Genomic DNA, 18,582 nt, shown 5'->3' with positions numbered 1-18,582 from the left:
ATTTGTATGGCAGAAAGGCGTGTAATAAATGAAAAAAAGAGCTCTTGGGAATAGCTCTATTGAAATCACCGAATTAAGTTTAGGTTGTATGTCTTTACCAACTACTATTGAAGATGCGAAACCAGTGATCTATTCTGCCATTGATTATGGTATTAATTATTTTGATACGGCAGACCTGTATGATCATGGGATGAACGAAGAAATTGTCGGTGAACTTTTAAAACCACACCGTAATGAAATTGTACTTGCTACAAAGGTTGGAAACAGATGGAATACAGGAGAAAATGGATGGAGTTGGGATCCTTCCCCTTCTCACATTGAAAACGGATTAAAGGAAAGCTTACGTCGATTAAAAACAGATTATATTGATGTTTATCAATTACACGGCGGAACAATTAACGACCCCTGGGATGACATTATTGAAACATTTGAACGACTAAAGGATCAAGGGTATATTCGCGAATATGGTATATCTTCTATACGTCCAAATGTGTTTACATCATTTTTGAAGAACAGTAATGCCATTTCAAATATGATGCAATATAACATATTAGATCGCCGCGCTGAGGAATGGTTTGAACAAATTGCTTCTGCAGGTACCTCAGTCGTGACAAGAGGTTCCATTGCGAAAGGCATTCTTACAAGTGATTGGAAAAATAGAATACAAAATTATATGAGTTATTCTAGTGAAGAACTACAACAAGTTATCCAATCTTTAGAATCTCATTACGAAGATATACATGCTCTTGCATTTGCGTTTAATTTGAAACATCCTGTAGTTGCATCAACAGTAATAGGAGCCCGCAATAAAGAACAACTTGAACAAAATATCAAGGCATACGAAAAAGCACAAGGTATAACAGACTTATCCTACATTGATCAAATTACAAAGAAAGATGTTTATACCGATCACAGATGAAAAAGTATATTTTCCTCATCATTTCAGTCCTAATCGTATTATTTATGGTTTCCAGTATGTCTTATGAACAGCAAACGATTGTACCATCTTTGCAAGTTTTGTTGAAGGACGAGCCATTCTATGATTTTCTAAGTAAATTCGAATTTTATTATTGGGGTAGAACGATTTCAGTTGAAACTCGTGGCTATTATTACTTTATTGAATTTTTAGTAAGAAAAGGACTACATTTTGTCGGTTATGGATTTGTCGGATTATTGTTCTATTTATTCTATCGCAAGTTCAAGTTAAAACTCGCGATTATTTATGCAATTGCTTCAACATTTTTAGTTGCTTCCCTAGACGAATTTCGCCAAACTTTTGTCGCAGGAAGAACTGGAATTTTTCAAGATGTATTATTAGATACAGCAGGTGCCATTACTTTCTTATTTCTATTTAAAGTCATTTATTCAATTAGATATTTGTTTAAAACTAGTGAAGAAAAATAATTTGCTCCCCCTCTGATGGGGAGTTTTTTGTATTTTTCAAAACTTTTTTATCCTCATTCTAGCTATATCACACAGCAATTTTCTACATAAATATATTAAAATTCATATGTCCATGTCGTATTTCTAGTTATATAGCATTGAAATAAACAAAATAGATTGATATTATTGAACACAACATTTGGAAGTAAATTAAATAACCGCGATGAACGCTATGGGGTAACTATAGCCGGAGCAATTTCTGGAGAGAACGCATTTGCGTCGCCGAAGGGTTCACAATCTCAGGCAAAAGGACAGAAAAGTAACAAGTATAAGAAGTAATACTATTTTGTTTTACTATTTTTATATATTTTATTTGTTATTTTTTATGTCTAATGAGATGGGATATCCTATCTCATTTTTTTATTTTCTATGGAATATGGTAATAAAAAGGAGGCATTCTTGTGGCACAGCAAGAATTAAAACGTGACTTAAAAAATCGTCATGTCCAATTAATCGCAATAGGTGGGACAATTGGGACAGGCTTATTTTTAGGTTCTGGGGCAGCCATTGAAAAAGCTGGTCCTTCAATTATTTTCGTTTATTTAATTATTGGTATTGCATTATTTTTTGTCATGAGAGCATTAGGAGAACTATTATTATCGAACACTCGCTATCAATCGTTTAATGATTTTGCCGTTGATTATATCGGTCCTTGGGCAGGATATGTTACAGGATGGACTTATTGGTTTTGCTGGATTATGACAGCAATGGCCGATATTATTGCTGTCGGAATGTACGTACAATATTGGTTTGACATTCCGCAATGGATTCCAGCCCTTGTATGTTTAGTTATTCTACTATTTTTCAATCTACTGACTGTAAAATTATTTGGTGAATTAGAATTTTGGTTTGCAATCATTAAAGTAATAACAATTGTTGCTTTAATTGTTGTGGGAATTGTCATGTTAGTTATTGGCTTTGAAACAAACACCGGTACTGTTTCAGTAAGTAATCTTTGGTCACACGGTGGTCTCTTCCCGAATGGCATTACTGGATTTTTATTCGCCTTCCAAATGGTTGTATTTTCCTTTGTAGGAGTTGAAATTGTTGGTGTGTCCGCAGCTGAAACTTCTGATCCAAAGAAGAACATCCCATCTGCCATTAACAAAATTCCAATGCGTATTTTGTTATTTTACATTGGAGCCATCTTTGTCATTTTATGTATAAATCCTTGGACAAGTCTAAGTGCAGAAAACAGTCCTTTTGTACAAGTATTTAGTTTAGTCGGAATTCCAGTAGCAGCTGGGATTATCAATTTCGTTGTTCTCACTTCTGCAGCTTCTGCATGTAATAGCGGACTATTTTCAACGAGTAGAATTATGTTCAACTTAAGTAAAAATAACCAAGGTGCAAAATCTTTAGGTAAATTAAATGGAAACTCTGTACCAAGCAACGCTCTTCTAGTTTCAACGGTTGTTGTATCAATTGGTGGATTATTAAGTTATGTGATTCCAGATTCTGCATTCAGTGTTGTAACAACAATTAGTGCCATTTGTTTTATTTGGGTATGGGCTATTATTTTAATATCACATATACGTTATACAAGAAAACGACCTGATTTACATAAAAAATCAACGTTTAAAGCTCCATTAACACCATTTATCAATTATGTTGTATTGCTATTATTTTTAGCAATTTTAGTTATTATGTTTATTTCTGAGGATACGAGATCTGCATTATTACTTACACCAGTTTGGTTTATACTATTGTTGTTTACTTATGGAATGAGAAAAAGCGCTAAGTAATCTTGATTACTTAGCGCTTTTTTCTTTTGACGGGATTATTTTTGATTTTGGCGGAATTTTCCCGTAGTTTGGCGGGATAATTCACTATTTTGGCAGAATTATCGTTCAATTTGACGGGAATATTTGCAAACAATTAAAATTTCGAACCTTTGTCTCCGTACTTTTCTAATAACTCTTCAAAGCTCATATTTTTCTCACGTTGTTTTCGTTCAAATGCTAGTTTTGCTTGACGCTCTTCTTCTTTTGCTTGCTCTTCTGCAACTAGGCTTTGTTTCGCAGCTTTTAATTTTGCTAACACATCAGCATTTAGTTGATCTTTTAATGTTACAGAATCATCTTTATTAACCGTTTGTTTTTGTTTCTTTGCCATTTTCTTCACCTACTCAAAATAAAGTCACTTTTAGTTTAACATTTTTTAGCCAAATTTCACGAAAGAACTCTCTAATATAAAGAACCTATTAAAGTATATTTGCGTAAAATAATAATAACCATTCATGTATTAATACACTCGTATGAAGTGAATAGGAATATTCAATACTATGTAGGAATCGAGGTGTTTTTAATGAAACGAAAAAAAGTATTATGGCTATCTAGTATTATTACTACTCTCTCTGCTATCACTACTGGTTTTGGATTTATGGTGACGAATCGTTTAATGTATATAAAAAAGAAAGATGATCATTTCATTTACGATCGTGAATTAAAAGCACAACGTTTTGATGAAAATTGGTTTAACAATTGTCCGAAAGAAGAATTAAGCATTGATTCTCCAAACGGATATCCAATAAAAGGGATTTTCTTTAAACCCATTAATACAAACAATACCATTATTATCTGTCACGGTGTAACGGAAAATAAAATTAATTCCGTTCGATATGCACGTATGTTTGAACGTCTAGGATTCAATTCTTTTGTATTTGATCATCGCCGACATGGTGAATCAGGTGGAAAGACAACAAGCTATGGATATTATGAAAAGTTCGATCTTGCAGCTGTTGTAAAAACTGTAAAAACTCTTATTGGTAATGATGCGATACTTGGTATTCACGGTGAATCAATGGGTGCAGCAAGTATGATTTTATATGCGGGATTAGTTGAAGATGGTGCAGACTTTTATATAGCAGATTGTGGTTTCTCTAATTTTTCCGAACTGATTGCTCAAATTGTGAAAAAGGAAACCATTTTACGAACAAAACTGCCAATTCATTTAGCAGACTTTTTCTTAAGATTGCGGGACGGTTATTCATTAAAAAGCATTACACCAAAAGAAGCAGTAAAAAGTATCCAAGCTCCAATGTTGTTTATTCATAGCATGGAAGATGATTTTATCTTACCGTACATGACAAAAGAAATGTACGAAGAAAAAAGCGAACCGAAAATGTTAAAGCTTTTTGAAAAAGGTGCTCATGCCCAAAGCTTTAATCAAAACCCACAAGAATATGAAGAGGTTGTATCGGAGTTTTTACAAAATTATGTACTCGTCAAAGAGTTGGAAAAGGAAATATCATAGTAAGGAGTGCTCATCGTGATGTGTAGCACTCTTTTTTGTTGTATATATGAATAAAACTTTCTGCTGATTTTCCACAATTTATATCTATCGATAATTTGAATACTATTTTTTTCTGAAATCCCCATCAAAATTTATATTCATTGAGGGGATGAATACATTTTCTGCTGTAATCTTCTTCAAATTTTGTATTCATTGTGGGGATGAATACATTTTCCGCTGTAATCCTCATCAATTTTTGTATTCATTGTGGGGATGAATACATTTTCTGCTGAGATCTTCATCAATTTTTGTATTCATTGTGGGGATGAATACATTTTCCGCTGTAATCCTCATCAATTTTTGTATTCATTGTGGGGATGAATACATTTTCTGCTGAGATCTTCATCAATTTTTGTATTCATTGAGGGGATGAATACATTTTCTGCTGTAATCCTCATCAATTTTTGTATTCATTGAGGGGATGAATACATTTTCTGCTGAGATCTTCATGGATAGGCTACACTAAGTTAGACAGAATAAATGAGGGGTTGTAAACTTAGACTACTAACTTAAGGGAGCGTGCTTTTATGACACGTCAACGTCGAACATTTACACCTGAATTTAAACTGCAAATGGTGAAGCTTTATGAAAACGGAAAGTCTCGTGCAGATATTGTACGAGAGTATGATCTAACGGCTTCAGCTTTGGATAAATGGATCAAAAATCATCAAGCAACTGGCTCTTTCGCTGCAAAAGATAATCGAACAGAAGAAGAAACAGAGCTTGACCGCTTACGCAAAGAAAATCAACGCTTACTAATGGAAAACGACATTTTAAAGCAAGCGGCGCTGATCATGGGACGAAAATAAATGTGATTCGTAATAACGCTCACAAGTATTCGGTATCAGCAATGTGTGCCGTCCTCGATATTAAAAGAAGTACGTATTATTACCATGCGGACCTTTCTGGTGAGCGTGCAAGAAAAGCGGAAGATGCGGCACTTTCTAAGGATATTGAACGCATTTTCAAAGCCAGCCGTAATAACTATGGCACACGTAAAATCAAAAAAGAACTGACGAAATTGGCCGAGCCAAAACAAGTTTCAAGACGTCGAATTGGTCGTTTGATGAGCGAAATGGGACTCGTTTCAAACTACACAGTGGCACAATTTAAGCCGCATAAATCGAGCAGCAATGAAGCACCCATTAAAAACGAATTACAACGTGAATTCAATCAGGTTGAGGAGTTAGCTGTCGTAGTGAGCGATTTAACATACGTCCGTGTCGGCAAAAAATGGCACTATGTATGCTTATTTGTCGACCTTTTCAATCGAGAAATTATTGGACATAGTGCAGGTGAAAATAAAACAGCAGACCTTGTCTATAAAGCACTCGCAAGCGTCCAAGCCAATCTGAATGATGTACAAATGTTTCATACCGATCGAGGAAAAGAATTCGATAACCAATTGATTTCAGAAGCACTCGAAACGTTTGGCATTCAGCGTTCATTAAGCATGAAGGGTTGCCCTTACGATAACGCCGTGGCCGAAGCGACATTTAAGGTATTTAAAACCGAATTCGCAAACCAAGTCCACTTCGCTTCCCTTGAACAGCTCGCTCTTGAACTTGATGATTACGTACACTGGTTTAACAACATCCGTATTCACGGAACTTTAGGCTATTTAACGCCGATGGAATTCAAGCTACAGCCCACATAATTTTTGTCCAGTTTAGTGTTGACATTCCATCATCAATTTTTATATTCATTGAGGGGATGAATACATTTTCCGCTGTAATCCTCATCAATTTTTGTATTCATTGTGGGGATGAATACATTTTCTGCTGAGATCTTCATCAATTTTTGTATTCATTGTGGGGATGAATACATTTTCCGCTGTAATCCTCATCAATTTTTACAAATGCTAATTTAAATATGTACATTCCCGCTTGAATAACAATGTACAAAAATGCTCGGGGTATACATACTGATCTAGAGGTGATTGGAAATGTATATTCAATTAAACGTAGAGACAACATTCGAACTGAAAAGTCTTACAGATTTAGCAGCATATAAACAAATAATGGAGCATTTAAAAATGAAAATTAATAAAAGTAAATTAGCAAGGGACATGGGTGTAGATCGTCGTACCATCGACAAATATCTAAACGGTTTCGTTCCCAAAAAGAAGCGTAACAAACCATCTAAAATCGATGCGTTTTATCCAATAATCGCAAGTTTATTATCAGAGGATTCGAAGCAGGTGTTTTATTATCGTCGTAATCTTTGGCAGTATTTAAAAGATAATCATGGCTTAGGTTGTGCTCAATCAACGTTCCGCACTTATATTGCGAATACACCGGAATTCCAAGCTTATTTCGATAAAGATGAACGGATTCCAAGTATGAAAAACAGTGGTATTCGTTTCGAAACACGTCCAGGTAAACAGGCACAGTTAGATTGGAAAGAAAGTATTTTGTACGAAACAAAAGATGGTGAACAAGTAGAAATTAACGTAGCTGTTTTAATTTTGAGCCATTCACGTATGCGATTCTTTTATATGAGTATTTCAAAGTCGCAAGCTGTGCTATTTTCTTTCCTTACGGAAACGTTTGAAAAAATGGGTGGGGTGCCTGAAGAACTGGTTACAGACAATATGAAAACGGTCATGGATGAAGCGAGAACCGAATTTTCCAAAGGAAAAGTGAATGTGAAGTTTGCCCAATTTGCGCAAGATTTTGGTTTCAAAGTGAGACCTTGTATCGCAGGACGTCCGAAGACAAAGGGAAAAGTTGAAACAACGATGAAGCTACTTGATGAAATTCATGCTTATCAAGGGCAATTGAATATGGAAGAGCTACACATTTATATCGAACAATTGTGTAATCGTGTGAACCGTGAAGTTCATCAAGGGACAAATAAGATTCCATTACTTGAATTTCAAAAAGAAAAGAATCACTTACTCCAGCTACCAACTGAACGAGTAAGAGATTCCTTCAAAATCAACCATACACTTGTGAAAGTCAATGCATCTAACATGATTTCTTACAAGTCCAATCAATACTCTGTACCACCAGCGTATCAAGGAAAGAAAGTAAGTTTACAAGTATATGATGACCGATTATGGATTCATTATAACATGGAACTCATAGCGCAACATAAAATTAGTGACGCAAAACTCAATTATCAAGAGGCTCACTATCGTGAGACACTGTCGAAAGCGATGCCAAACTATCCAGATATTAATGATTTAGCCAAGCGAAATTTAGCAGCGATCGGAGACATCTATAAATGAATCAGTTTACAAACACAAACTATCAGCATCTCCTGCAAAACTTGGAGTATTTAAAACTCAAGGAAATGGGGCTTCATTTAAGTGAAGTCATTGACTTCAGTATCAAGAATGAACTTTCATTTATTGATACGCTCATTAAATTAACGAATTATGAGGTAGATGTACGTGAGCAAAACATGATTCACGCAATGGTGAAGGTCGCAGCCTTTCCACATCTAAAGGAAATGAAAGATTTTGATTTTGAATTTCAACCAAGTGTCAATCAGCAACAATTACGTGATTTTCAGAGCTTACGTTTTATTCAAGAAAACGAAAACATTGTATTTCTTGGTCCAAGTGGTGTGGGTAAAACCCACTTAGCTACGGCAATCGGCATTACAGCAGCGAAAAAAAGGACAAGTACCTATTTCATTAAGTGTCATGATTTAATTCAAAACTTGAAAAAAGCGCGCATTGAAAATCGTCTAGAAAGCCGTTTGAAACATTATACAAAGTATAAATTATTAATCATTGATGAAATCGGTTATTTACCAATCGATCCGGAGGACGCGAAGCTATTCTTCCAACTCATCGATGCACGTTATGAAAAGAAAAGTACGATTTTTACAACCAATGTGAACTTCAAATCATGGGAAGAAATTTTCCCAGAGCCGAAGTTAGCAAATGCGATTTTAGATCGCATTTTACATCACGCAAGTGTCGTAACTATTACTGGTGATTCGTACCGTCTTAAGCAACACCTCGAACCAGTAAACGAGTAATTTTGTACACCCTTAAACAAGCATAAATGTACATATTAACGTTGACATTTATAATTTTTGTATTCATTGTGGGGATGAATACATTTTCTGCTGAGATCTTCATCAATTTTTGTATTCATTGAGGGGATGAATACATTTTCTGCTGTAATCCTCATCAATTTTTGTATTCATTGTGGGGATGAATACATTTTCTGCTGAGATCTTCATCAATTTTTGTATTCATTCAGAGTTTACATATCATAAAATGAATATTCTTTCCTTCTCTCTTACATAGATAGATATAAATTATAATTGCCCCCCCACTTAGAATCGGTTCTCAGATGTACAAATAACAATTCAGCAAGATTCCTACCCATTTAAATCACCATCAACCATCATCATCCATTTTAAAACAAAATAAAAACAACAGTTCATTCAAATGAAGACTGTTGTTGTTTGTTTTGCGATTATTTATCTTGGAATTTGTTCATTTGTGCCATCATTTGACGAACTTGTTTCTCAGATGGTTTACGTCCCATTTGAGCCATCATGACACGAATCATTTGTTCATTAATTGGTGGGTTTTCTTTTAAATATTTCATCATATATTGACGCGCTAAATAGAAACCAAGTGCTGTTCCTCCAGCTAGTGCGATAATAACGATAATAATCCAAATCCATGTAGCCATTTGTGCCTACCTCCTCCACTTACGAATACATCGAGATAACTCTCCATGAAGGATTATACACTATAAATTTTATGGATACTAGCTTTTCACTTGTTTTTTCTATTTTTTCGACAAACTCAATCTAGTAAGAAACATGCTTAACTGGTTTTAACCAACCACATTCCGCTTCTTCTTTGTTAAAGGCAATAAAGGAATCATTCATTTGACTTAAAGAATGAAACAAATCTAGATCCAACATCCGTGAGCCTTCGCAAATTGCTTCTATATGGTAAGTACATAATTTTAGTTTTAGGCCACCTTTAAATTGGTGTTCAAATATAAAATAATCATCTTCCCTTTTTATATTTGGAAAGCTCTTTTTTAAATGTTCATATATAACACTTTGTTCTAAACTTCCTTCTATTGGTTCGCAGATAAAACTTAGCTGCTTACTAACAGAGGACTCGAGAGCTTGCCCTTTTGATGATACCATTTCTAGAAGCAATCTTTCTCTACCAAACACAAAAGATTGATATTGTTTTTTTATATTAAAAATCGAATATTTTCTCATATGCGTCCTCCTCTCTTTAAACTCATTATATAAGAAGAAATCTGAATTTTTTGTCAAAGAGTGTCATGATTTCATTTCTATTTTTGTCAAATAAGAGGGAAACTAACTTTTCGTATTGTTGTCCTAGTTCCTCTCAGCCTCTAGACCTAGTTGAAAATGCAATTCCAGTCCGTTTTAAGAAATTGGCAGGAGAGATAACATAGAGACATAACGAAAGGAGCTAGAAAAAATGAAAAAATTACTTATCTTACTTGCTGGAGGAATTGCTGCTATTGTTGCACTTAGTCTAACGGGGCCATTACTTGGATTTGCTTTTTCAGCATTGTTAGTCTTTGCTGGTATGCACTACTATGTAAAATCGAAATCAACTATTTCGAAAATCTTCTATGTAGTACTAGGGTTAATCGGTGTATTCTCAGCAATTTCAAATATTCCAGCGTTAATTGGTCTTGGTGCTTTAGCGGTAATTTATGTTCTATATAAAAAATGGAACAATGAGGAAGTTTCTTTTAGCAATGTAACAATTAAAGAAGATGATCCATTCACAAACTTTGAAAACGAATGGGCAAAACTTACAAAATAAGGGAGAGGTAAAAATGATGGGTTTATTAAAAAGATTTAAGTATACAATTGAGGCAGATTTACACGAAATGTTTGATAAAAAGGAACGTAAAAATCCAATCGCAATGTTAAATCAATATATCCGTGAAGCAGAAAAACAAACAGAACAAACTGGTAAATTACTAACACGTCAGGCACAATTAAAAGAGCAGTTAGAAAAAGAATTAAAAGAAACAACAGAAATGTTAGAAAAGCGTTCAAATCAACTTCAACTTGCCCAAGCAAATGGCGAAGAAGATTTAATTCTATTCGCAACACAAGAAGTGGAAGCTTACAAAACTCGCCAAGTTACTTTAGCTACAAGTCTTGAAAAAGCGGATGAAGAATTTATTTCTTTAGAACGCAAATTTGAGACAATGAAGCACAAAATTAAAGATATGAAAGTTCGTCAATTACAACTAATGGGTAAAGAAAATGTTACTCGTGCTCACCATAAAATGGATAATGTTTTAAAATCAAATGATGAAATGGATTTTAACGAGCTATCTTCATACATCGATAATCTTGCAAACAACATTGAAAAAGATTACGAACGTACTCAACTTGAAGCACGTTTAGCACAACTAGAAAAGACAAAAGCACTAGAAATGACAGAACAAAAGTAATTCGAACATGATATAATTATAATTGTCAAGGAGGCGTCTGAAAAGTCATTTTGAGACGCCTCCTTTGTGACTGGCGCTTTGCTTTCGTCACAGATAAATTGCGACGAGGATGGTGGCAATTTTTATTGCGACCACCGCAGGAGCAATATTTTCTAACATTTTATTAATAAAGTAATGAAAAGGGCTGTGTCTTACTACACAGCCCTACCTATGTAATAATGTAAAAAGGAGGGACCATTTTGAGCAGATTTAGTACAGATCAACTTACATTCATTACAATAATCGTATTATTAATTGTGTTCGTCGAGCTCACAATTTTTAATAATGGTGGCGCCTTTTTACTTATTGTTGGAGCACTACTACTCTATTACAGTTTTTCGAAAAATAAAAGAAGCTATTTTTGGCTAGGATGTTTCTTCTTATTTATTGCAGTTCTTACAGTATGGAGTTTACGTTTGCTCATTGTTGGCATACTCATTTATTTGCTATATAAACATGCTACAAAAGAACAAAAATATGTAACGGTTGATACAAACGATTTTCAAGTAAAGTCTATCGAAACGAATGAACTGATTGGATCAACTGCACCTCCAGTTGATAATTATAAATGGCAAGATGTACAAATTCAGCGTTTTATCGGGGATATTACAATTGATACGACAGAAACAATTTTACCTGCCGGAACATCCGTTATATCCATTCGTCAATCCATTGGGAAAGTGACGATTATTGTTCCTTATGAAATACCGTTCCGCCTACAATTTTCAACGATTTTAGGCGAAGCAAAACTACTTGGAAAAGGAAAAAAACGATTAATTAATGAACAGTTAGTGTTTGAAGATGGAAACCCAGAAGATGCAAAACGTAAACTAGTCATACATGTGGCAACATGGCTTGGCGATGTGGAGGTGATTCGTAAATGATTTCATTCTTCTTTCGTACTATCACACTTTTCTTTCTATTAACTGGCATGACATTTTTCTTCTGCTTTTTATTTTTCGGAGAACCAAACGAAAAAAATTGGGACATTTTATGGGAAAAGAATTTTGAACAATTACCTTATATCGCAATCATCTTTACTTTTATTAGTTTCTTAAGTATTGTTATTAGTCTTTGGATGAGCTCCGTCGCAAGATCAAGAGAATCTGCAGCAACTCGATATGTAAAGCAAGTGGCGGAACCTGATTTTTCATTAAAGAAGAAAAATGTCTCCCACGCATTGAAAAAGGCCTTACTACAAGCAAATGAACTAATTGATACTCAACGAAAAAGCTTACAACGATTAACGAACGAAAAAGCAGAAGCCAACGATAAAGTCATTCAAGAACGAATCATTGCTGAACGCCAACGACTAGCACGTGAATTACACGATTCTGTCTCACAACAACTTTTTGCAGCCTCCATGTTACTTTCTGCCGTAACTGAACAAGAGGAAGAATTAGGGAATTCCAAACATACATTACAGCAAGTGGAGAAAATTGTTCAACAAGCACAACTCGAAATGCGCGCTTTACTGCTACATTTAAGACCAATTGCATTACGAAACAATACCCTTGCTCAAGGATTAACTGAATTAATTGTTGAATTGCAACAAAAAGTTTACTTTAATATTGTTTATAAAATAGAAGAAGTTGCATTAACGAAGGCTGAAGAGGATCATTTATTCCGAATCGCTCAGGAAGCACTTTCCAACACGTTACGCCATTCCAAAGCAACTGAAGTGGAATTGCTGTTAGTGGCAAGGGACAACTTCGGTATTTTGCGTATTCAAGATAATGGGCAAGGATTCAATATGGAAGAAGATAAATCTACTTCTTATGGTCTGAAAAACATTGCAGAACGCGCTGTAGAAATTGGTTGTACGTACAAAATCGTTTCTGTACCAGATGTTGGAACGATTGTTGAAGTCAAGGTACCGTTAAAAACAAATATTGAATCCGAAGAGCTAGATATGGAAGTCAATGCAACGGAGTCTGAATAATTAGCCCCCTATCAAAATAAATGAGGTGATAGTTTGATAAATGTATTAATAGCAGATGATCATGAAATGGTTCGAATCGGAGTATCTGCTTATCTTTCCGCGCAGCCAGACATGACGGTTGTGGGAGAAGCAGAAAATGGCGCTAAAGCCGTTGAACTTGCTTTACAATTAAGACCTGATATTATTCTAATGGATAACGTGATGCCAGTAATGACAGGAGCCGAAGCCACAGCACAGATTATACAAAAATGGCCAGAAGCAAAAATAATGATGGTTACTAGTTTTCTAGATGATGATAAAGTGTATCCTGCTTTAGAAGCTGGTGCAATCAGTTATATTTTGAAAACATCTAATGCAAAACAAATTGCAGAAGCCATTCGGAAAACGATGAAAGGCGAAACTGTACTCGAACCAGAAGTAACAACAAAGATGATTTCAAAAATGAGAAGTGGTACGGCAACCGCGTTACATGACCAATTAACAGATCGGGAATCCGAAATTCTCCTATTAATAGCTCAAGGCAAAACAAATCAAGAAATTGCCGATGAATTATTTATTGCATTAAAAACAGTAAAAACTCATGTGAGCAATATTTTAGCAAAACTTGAAGTACAAGATCGTACACAAGCGGTTGTTTATGCTTTTCAAAATGGATTGGTCAAATAGAACAATTTACGGGCATTCACGAATTGACATGAATACCCGTTTTATTTTTATATTTTAAATTGCTCCACTTCTACTTGAAGTCTTTCAGCTAATTCCGCTAAAAATTCTGCACTTGAAGATATCTCTTCATTTGCTGCGATTTGTTGTTTTGATGCTGCACTCGTTTCTGTTGAAAGTTGTACCCCATTATTCGCAAGATTCTGAATCTGATGGACGTTATCTAATACCGTTTCCGCCATCCCGTGAATTTGTTCAATCGCTGTTGACACAGATTCTACACGAACTACTACATCCCCTACACTTGTTTCAATTTGATTAAACACCTCAAGAGAATCACTTGTTTTACTCAATCCTTGATCTACTTTATCTCCACCAACTGCAATAACTTTAACAGCTTCACTACTTGCGGACTGAATTTGTTGAACCATAGATGTAATTTCTATTGCGGAATTTTTCGATTGCTCTGCTAACTTACGAACTTCTTCAGCAACTACCGCAAACCCTTTACCATATTCCCCTGCACGAGCTGCTTCAATGGCTGCATTAAGTGCAAGTAAATTTGTTTGATCTGAAATCTCTGTAATTAAAGATGTAATCCTTTGAATTTCGTTGGATTGCCTTTCTACCTTTTTCATAATATTTGAAGTTTCACTAAAGGCATCATGAATATTATTCATGTGATGAACTACATCCGTTACAACAGCAGATCCTGACTTAACTAATTTTTGAACTCCATTTGCCGAACCTAGCATTAATTCATTATCAGAAGCTATTTGTGAAACCGCGTCATTTAACTCAGCAATAGCTTGTACAGCTGAATGCATCAAATTCGATTGTTCTTCACTTGTTAACATTTGTTGCTCGGCTGATGATGAAACCATTTGAGAAGATGCTAATGTTTCCTCAGCAGTTGAAGATAACTGTTCAGCGTTTGTTGCAAGCTGAATAGACGAAGAACGAACATTTGTCACAACATTTCGTATATCAGCTAACATCTTATTGAAGGTTTCGGCCATTGTACCAGTTTCATCGTTATTTTTTATTTTTATAGGTTCAATTAAGAAATTTCCATTCGCTACTTCTTCAAGGGCTTTGGTAACTTTTAAAATTGGTGACGCAATCATTTTACTTATGAATGATGAAATTAATATGCCTAGTAATATACTAATAATTGTAACAATAGTAAATCCTGTATTCGCTGCTTTTCGGAAAGATTCCAAATTTGTTTGTGACACAAGAATATCGTTCTCAAAAATTACTTTTAATTCATCTAAAGTGCCTATTAACTTTTCATTCAATATTTTTGATTCAATAAAAGTGGCTTCATTTAATCTACCTCTTTGAACTTGTTCTATTAATTTATCATTCGTAGCAAAATATTCTTCAGAATTCATCTTAAACGTTTCAATTAACGCAGCTGATTGGTCATCGATTCCCAGTGCAAATACCGCATCAATAGCAGTTAGTCGCTCCTCGATTGTAGAATTAATAATATCCAAGGATTCAGGATCTTCAAAAGTCACATACTCCAACAATGTAGCACCTATAATTCTTTGACTTTGTTCGATTTCGGTAATCTTTGCAATCTTCTGCATATCGATCTCTAGTATTTCTTTATATCGATTCGTTAAATCAAATAGACCGACAATCGCTAAAATAGTAACTGCAATTAACAAGAATAAAATTGAGCTAAAACCCATCCACATTTTTTTCTTAATAGAAAATCTCAAGTAAGTGCACCACCTTTTTTAAGCTTCTTACTATTAATCGTACATATTTGGCAGTACTATAGAAAGGGTATTTTCTCATATTATGGAAAATTATACAATCTGAATATTTATTCAATAAAGGACTTTAGTGATACTTTTTCGAGTTCATTCGTCAATTTTATTTTTAAATAAGGTTTAGGGTTATTTTGAGAGATTGGATGTATGAAAAGTAAATAAGAGTGGATTCTAGTGTGTACTTAATTGCTGTGATAAAAGGTAAATTACGATTTGTAGTGACAGTCTTAATTGAGATGAACGTCAAATCTCATACGAATATCGATTCTAGTGACCTTCATTGCCTGGTTGAACGTCAAATCTCATACGAATATTGATTCTAGTGACCTTCATATCAAAGAGCACGTCAAATCTCATGATAGATTACATACAACTGAACTTCATATTACACTGATTGCCAATCCCCCCTCCTCCTCCATTCAATATAACTCTCAAAATCAATTTTTCTTCAGCTTCATCACTAAAACTTACTTCCATTGACGTTTTTATTGATACCCTTAGCATTTATCCAAACCAACAGCATCTTCAATCAATCAGAAATCATAGACGAACATTTTATTGTTCAAAACGGCCAAAATTTTGGCCATTCCGAGCTAAAAATCTACTAAAATACGCCTTTTTTACAGGTTTAATAGTTGGCATCGGTTTTGCTTATATAAAAGTATAACCAGAAAGGGGAGGAATTTTAATGAAAGCAGCAGTTGTAAATGAGTTTAAAAAATCTTTAGAAATCAAAGAGGTTGAAAAACCAACGTTAGAAAGTGGAGAGGTTTTAGTTAAGATTGAAGCTTGTGGCGTATGTCATACTGATTTACATGCAGCACACGGTGACTGGCCAGTAAAACCAAAATTACCGTTAATCCCTGGTCATGAAGGCGTTGGTATTGTTGTTGAAGTTGCTAATGATGTTTCTTCTATTAAAGTAGGAGATCGTGTTGGAATTCCTTGGTTATATTCTGCTTGTGGTGAATGTGAATACTGTTTATCTGGACAAGAAACACTTTGTGAAGATCAATTAAATGGTGGATATTCTGTAGATGGTGGATATGCAGAATATTGTAAAGCACCAGCTGACTATGTTGCTCGTATTCCAAAAGAAGCTGACCCAGTACAAATTGCACCAATTTTATGTGCAGGTGTAACAACTTATAAAGCATTAAAAGTTTCCGGTGCAAAACCAGGTGAATGGGTAGCAATTTATGGTATCGGTGGTCTTGGTCACATTGCGCTACAATATGCTAAAGCAATGGGATTAAATGTTGTTGCTGTAGATATTAGCGATGACAAATCAAAATTAGCCCTTGAACTAGGTGCTGATATCGCAATTAACGGTCTAAAAGAAGATCCAGTAGCAACAATCAAAGAAAAAGTTGGTGGCGTTCATGCAGCAGTAAGTGTTGCCGTGAGCAAAAAAGCATTTGAACAAGCTTACCAATCAGTTAAACGTGGCGGAACACTTGTTGTAGTTGGGTTACCAAATGATGAACTACCAATTCCAATTTTCGACACTGTATTAAATGGTGTAACTGTAAAAGGTTCAATTGTTGGAACAAGAAAAGATATGCAAGAAGCTATTGATTTTGCTGTACGTGGTAAAGTACGTGCAATGATTGAAACTACTGAACTTGAAAATATTAACGAAGTATTCAAACGTATGGAAGAAGGAAAAATTAACGGTCGCATTGTTTTAACTCTCGAATAATAGCACTTACCAAGGTTGTTCAAGTCGAATTGTTGTCGATTTGGACAACCTTTTTATTTTGGAAAAAAGGGAAAAACTCACTTCTATTGAATTAAAACTATATAAGATTTTTTAGGAGGTACATATGAACGTTCATAAATTTGTATTACCAGAAATCATCTTCGGCAATTATACTCTCTCGCAAATTGGCGATTGTTGTCTACGATTAGGTGCTTCTAATGTTTTGATTGTCAGTGATGAGGGTATAGCAGAAGCAGGCTGGCTCGATAAAGTCGTTGAAAACTGTAAAGAAGCGGGATTAAAATATACAACCTTCACGGATATTACTGTTAATCCAAAAGATTACGAAGTCGAAAAAGGTAGAGAAATTTATTTAGAAAATCATTGCGATGCAGTGATAGGCGTTGGTGGTGGAAGTACAATTGACGCTGCAAAAGCAATTGCATTACTTTCTACAAATGAAGGACATATTCGTGATTATGAAGGTGTTGATAAAATTAAACACCCCCTTCCCCCTCAAATCATGGTTCCAACGACAGCAGGTTCTGGATCAGAAGTTTCACAGTTTTCGATTATCCTAAATTCAGAAGAACGAAAAAAAATGACAATTATCTCAAAGTCATTAATTCCTGATATCGCAATTGTTGACCCTGAAACACTTGTTACTAAAAGTACACAACTGACAATTTCTACAGGCATAGATGTATTAACCCATGGAATTGAATCGTACATTAGTTTAGCTGCAACCCCATTAACAGATGTTCACGCAAAAAATGCAATCTCTCTAGTAGGTCAATATTTACGCTCATCAGTAGCATCTAAATACAATAAGGAAGCAAAAACGCATATGGCAATGGCAAGTCTTCAAGCTGGAATTGCCTTCTCAAACGCGATTTTAGGGGCTGTTCATGCTATGAGTCATGCAGTTGGTGGCAGATATCCAGTCTTACATGGTGATATTAACTCTATTCTTCTTCCCCATGTAATGGAATTTAACTTATTAGCCAATCCAGAAAAATTTGCGGATATTGCCTACTTACTTGGACTTAAAGACCCGAATATTTCGAAGATGGAAGCAGGTAAAATCGCTATTAAACTAGTAAATGAATTAATTGAAGATATCGGTGCACCACAAAAACTTTCTGAATTAGAAGTGAAAGATTCCGAGATAACTGAAATGAGTTATACAGCTTTGCATGATGCATGTATGTTAACGAACCCAAGAGACGTGACCATCGATGACATTGAACAACTATTTGGAAAGGCCTGGTAAAT

18 protein-coding genes and 1 riboswitch are annotated in these 18,582 nt (G+C 34.9%); of the genes, 14 read left to right on the top strand and 4 right to left on the bottom strand.

Annotated features, from left to right (window positions below; all coding sequences use genetic code 11):
- Positions 1-28 precede the first annotated feature (28 nt).
- The 3 genes from NKR20_RS05675 to NKR20_RS05665 all read left to right on the top strand — a co-directional run bounded on the left by NKR20_RS05675 (position 29) and on the right by NKR20_RS05665 (position 3,188).
- Entirely contained in the window at positions 29-919 is an 891-nt protein-coding gene (locus NKR20_RS05675) for an aldo/keto reductase (RefSeq protein WP_253424362.1), read from the top strand.
- The gene (locus tag NKR20_RS05670; RefSeq protein ID WP_253424358.1) at positions 916-1,404 is read left to right on the top strand and encodes a VanZ family protein; all 489 of its coding nucleotides are present in this window, start codon (positions 916-918) and stop codon (positions 1,402-1,404) included. The genes NKR20_RS05675 and NKR20_RS05670 overlap by 4 nt, the downstream gene beginning before the upstream one ends.
- Before the next feature lie 228 nt (positions 1,405-1,632).
- Positions 1,633-1,708, top strand: a riboswitch (glycine riboswitch).
- Positions 1,709-1,844: 136 nt separating this feature from the next.
- Positions 1,845-3,188 carry an amino acid permease gene (locus tag NKR20_RS05665; RefSeq protein WP_121213954.1) on the top strand — a complete coding sequence of 448 codons (1,344 nt, stop codon included), beginning with the start codon at positions 1,845-1,847 and terminating at the stop codon, positions 3,186-3,188.
- A 133-nt stretch (positions 3,189-3,321) separates the two neighbouring features.
- On the opposite strand, the gene NKR20_RS05660 is transcribed toward NKR20_RS05665, so the two are convergent.
- The gene (locus tag NKR20_RS05660; protein WP_121213955.1) at positions 3,322-3,558 is read right to left on the bottom strand and encodes a YqkE family protein; all 237 of its coding nucleotides are present in this window, start codon (positions 3,556-3,558) and stop codon (positions 3,322-3,324) included.
- A gap of 192 nt (positions 3,559-3,750) precedes the next feature.
- On the opposite strand from NKR20_RS05660, the gene NKR20_RS05655 reads away from it, so the two are divergent.
- The 4 genes from NKR20_RS05655 (at position 3,751) to istB (ending at position 8,730) form a co-directional block, all read left to right on the top strand.
- A complete protein-coding gene (locus NKR20_RS05655; RefSeq protein ID WP_253424354.1) occupies positions 3,751-4,698 on the top strand; it encodes an alpha/beta hydrolase in 948 nt (315 codons plus the stop codon).
- Between the two features lie 566 nt (positions 4,699-5,264).
- A protein-coding gene (locus tag NKR20_RS05650; protein WP_253424351.1) for an IS3 family transposase occupies positions 5,265-6,394 on the top strand; the annotation gives its coding sequence in 2 pieces (ribosomal slippage) (positions 5,265-5,511 and positions 5,511-6,394; 1,131 coding nt in all).
- Between the two features lie 288 nt (positions 6,395-6,682).
- Positions 6,683-7,969, top strand: a complete 1,287-nt coding sequence (gene istA / locus NKR20_RS05645) for an IS21 family transposase (RefSeq protein ID WP_121216049.1) — start codon at positions 6,683-6,685, stop codon at positions 7,967-7,969.
- Positions 7,966-8,730 carry an IS21-like element helper ATPase IstB gene (gene istB, locus NKR20_RS05640; protein ID WP_253424349.1) on the top strand — a complete coding sequence of 255 codons (765 nt, stop codon included), beginning with the start codon at positions 7,966-7,968 and terminating at the stop codon, positions 8,728-8,730. The genes istA and istB overlap by 4 nt, the downstream gene beginning before the upstream one ends.
- Positions 8,731-9,176: 446 nt before the next feature.
- Here istB and NKR20_RS05635 read toward each other — a convergent pair whose 3' ends face one another.
- Together NKR20_RS05635 and sirA are read right to left on the bottom strand one after the other, a co-directional pair.
- Positions 9,177-9,398: a YneF family protein gene (locus NKR20_RS05635; protein WP_121213957.1), complete on the bottom strand. Its 222-nt coding sequence runs from the start codon at positions 9,396-9,398 to the stop codon at positions 9,177-9,179.
- A gap of 121 nt (positions 9,399-9,519) precedes the next feature.
- Positions 9,520-9,948 carry a sporulation inhibitor of replication protein SirA gene (gene sirA, locus NKR20_RS05630; RefSeq protein ID WP_121213958.1) on the bottom strand — a complete coding sequence of 143 codons (429 nt, stop codon included), beginning with the start codon at positions 9,946-9,948 and terminating at the stop codon, positions 9,520-9,522.
- A 229-nt stretch (positions 9,949-10,177) separates the two neighbouring features.
- Here sirA and NKR20_RS05625 point away from each other — a divergent pair, with 229 nt between their 5' ends.
- The 5 genes from NKR20_RS05625 (at position 10,178) to NKR20_RS05605 (ending at position 13,821) form a co-directional block, all read left to right on the top strand.
- Complete coding sequence (locus tag NKR20_RS05625) at positions 10,178-10,531, top strand: lmo0954 family membrane protein (RefSeq protein WP_121213959.1); 354 nt, start codon at positions 10,178-10,180, stop codon at positions 10,529-10,531.
- A 13-nt stretch (positions 10,532-10,544) separates the two neighbouring features.
- Positions 10,545-11,174 (top strand): PspA/IM30 family protein, encoded by a 630-nt coding sequence (locus tag NKR20_RS05620; RefSeq protein WP_419095285.1) that lies wholly within the window; start codon positions 10,545-10,547, stop codon positions 11,172-11,174.
- A gap of 239 nt (positions 11,175-11,413) precedes the next feature.
- Positions 11,414-12,097, top strand: coding sequence for a cell wall-active antibiotics response protein LiaF (liaF, locus tag NKR20_RS05615; RefSeq protein WP_121213960.1), 684 nt, complete (start codon positions 11,414-11,416; stop codon positions 12,095-12,097).
- Positions 12,094-13,155 carry a sensor histidine kinase gene (locus NKR20_RS05610; protein WP_253424346.1) on the top strand — a complete coding sequence of 354 codons (1,062 nt, stop codon included), beginning with the start codon at positions 12,094-12,096 and terminating at the stop codon, positions 13,153-13,155. The genes liaF and NKR20_RS05610 overlap by 4 nt, the downstream gene beginning before the upstream one ends.
- A gap of 33 nt (positions 13,156-13,188) precedes the next feature.
- Positions 13,189-13,821 carry a response regulator gene (locus NKR20_RS05605; protein WP_121213962.1) on the top strand — a complete coding sequence of 211 codons (633 nt, stop codon included), beginning with the start codon at positions 13,189-13,191 and terminating at the stop codon, positions 13,819-13,821.
- Positions 13,822-13,868: 47 nt separating this feature from the next.
- On the opposite strand, the gene NKR20_RS05600 is transcribed toward NKR20_RS05605, so the two are convergent.
- Positions 13,869-15,551, bottom strand: a complete 1,683-nt coding sequence (locus tag NKR20_RS05600) for a methyl-accepting chemotaxis protein (RefSeq protein WP_253424343.1) — start codon at positions 15,549-15,551, stop codon at positions 13,869-13,871.
- Positions 15,552-16,293: 742 nt separating this feature from the next.
- Between NKR20_RS05600 and adhP the strand changes: the two genes are divergently transcribed.
- Entirely contained in the window at positions 16,294-17,307 is a 1,014-nt protein-coding gene (adhP, locus tag NKR20_RS05595) for an alcohol dehydrogenase AdhP (RefSeq protein ID WP_121213964.1), read from the top strand.
- Positions 17,308-17,431: 124 nt separating this feature from the next.
- A complete protein-coding gene (locus NKR20_RS05590; protein ID WP_253424340.1) occupies positions 17,432-18,580 on the top strand; it encodes an iron-containing alcohol dehydrogenase in 1,149 nt (382 codons plus the stop codon).
- Positions 18,581-18,582 lie beyond the last annotated feature (2 nt).

Source organism: Ureibacillus endophyticus (genome assembly GCF_024159215.1).
GTDB lineage: Bacteria > Bacillota > Bacilli > Bacillales_A > Planococcaceae > Ureibacillus > Ureibacillus endophyticus.
The sequence above is the reverse complement of the archived record's forward strand: the minus strand, read 5'-3'. Positions and strand labels throughout refer to the sequence as shown.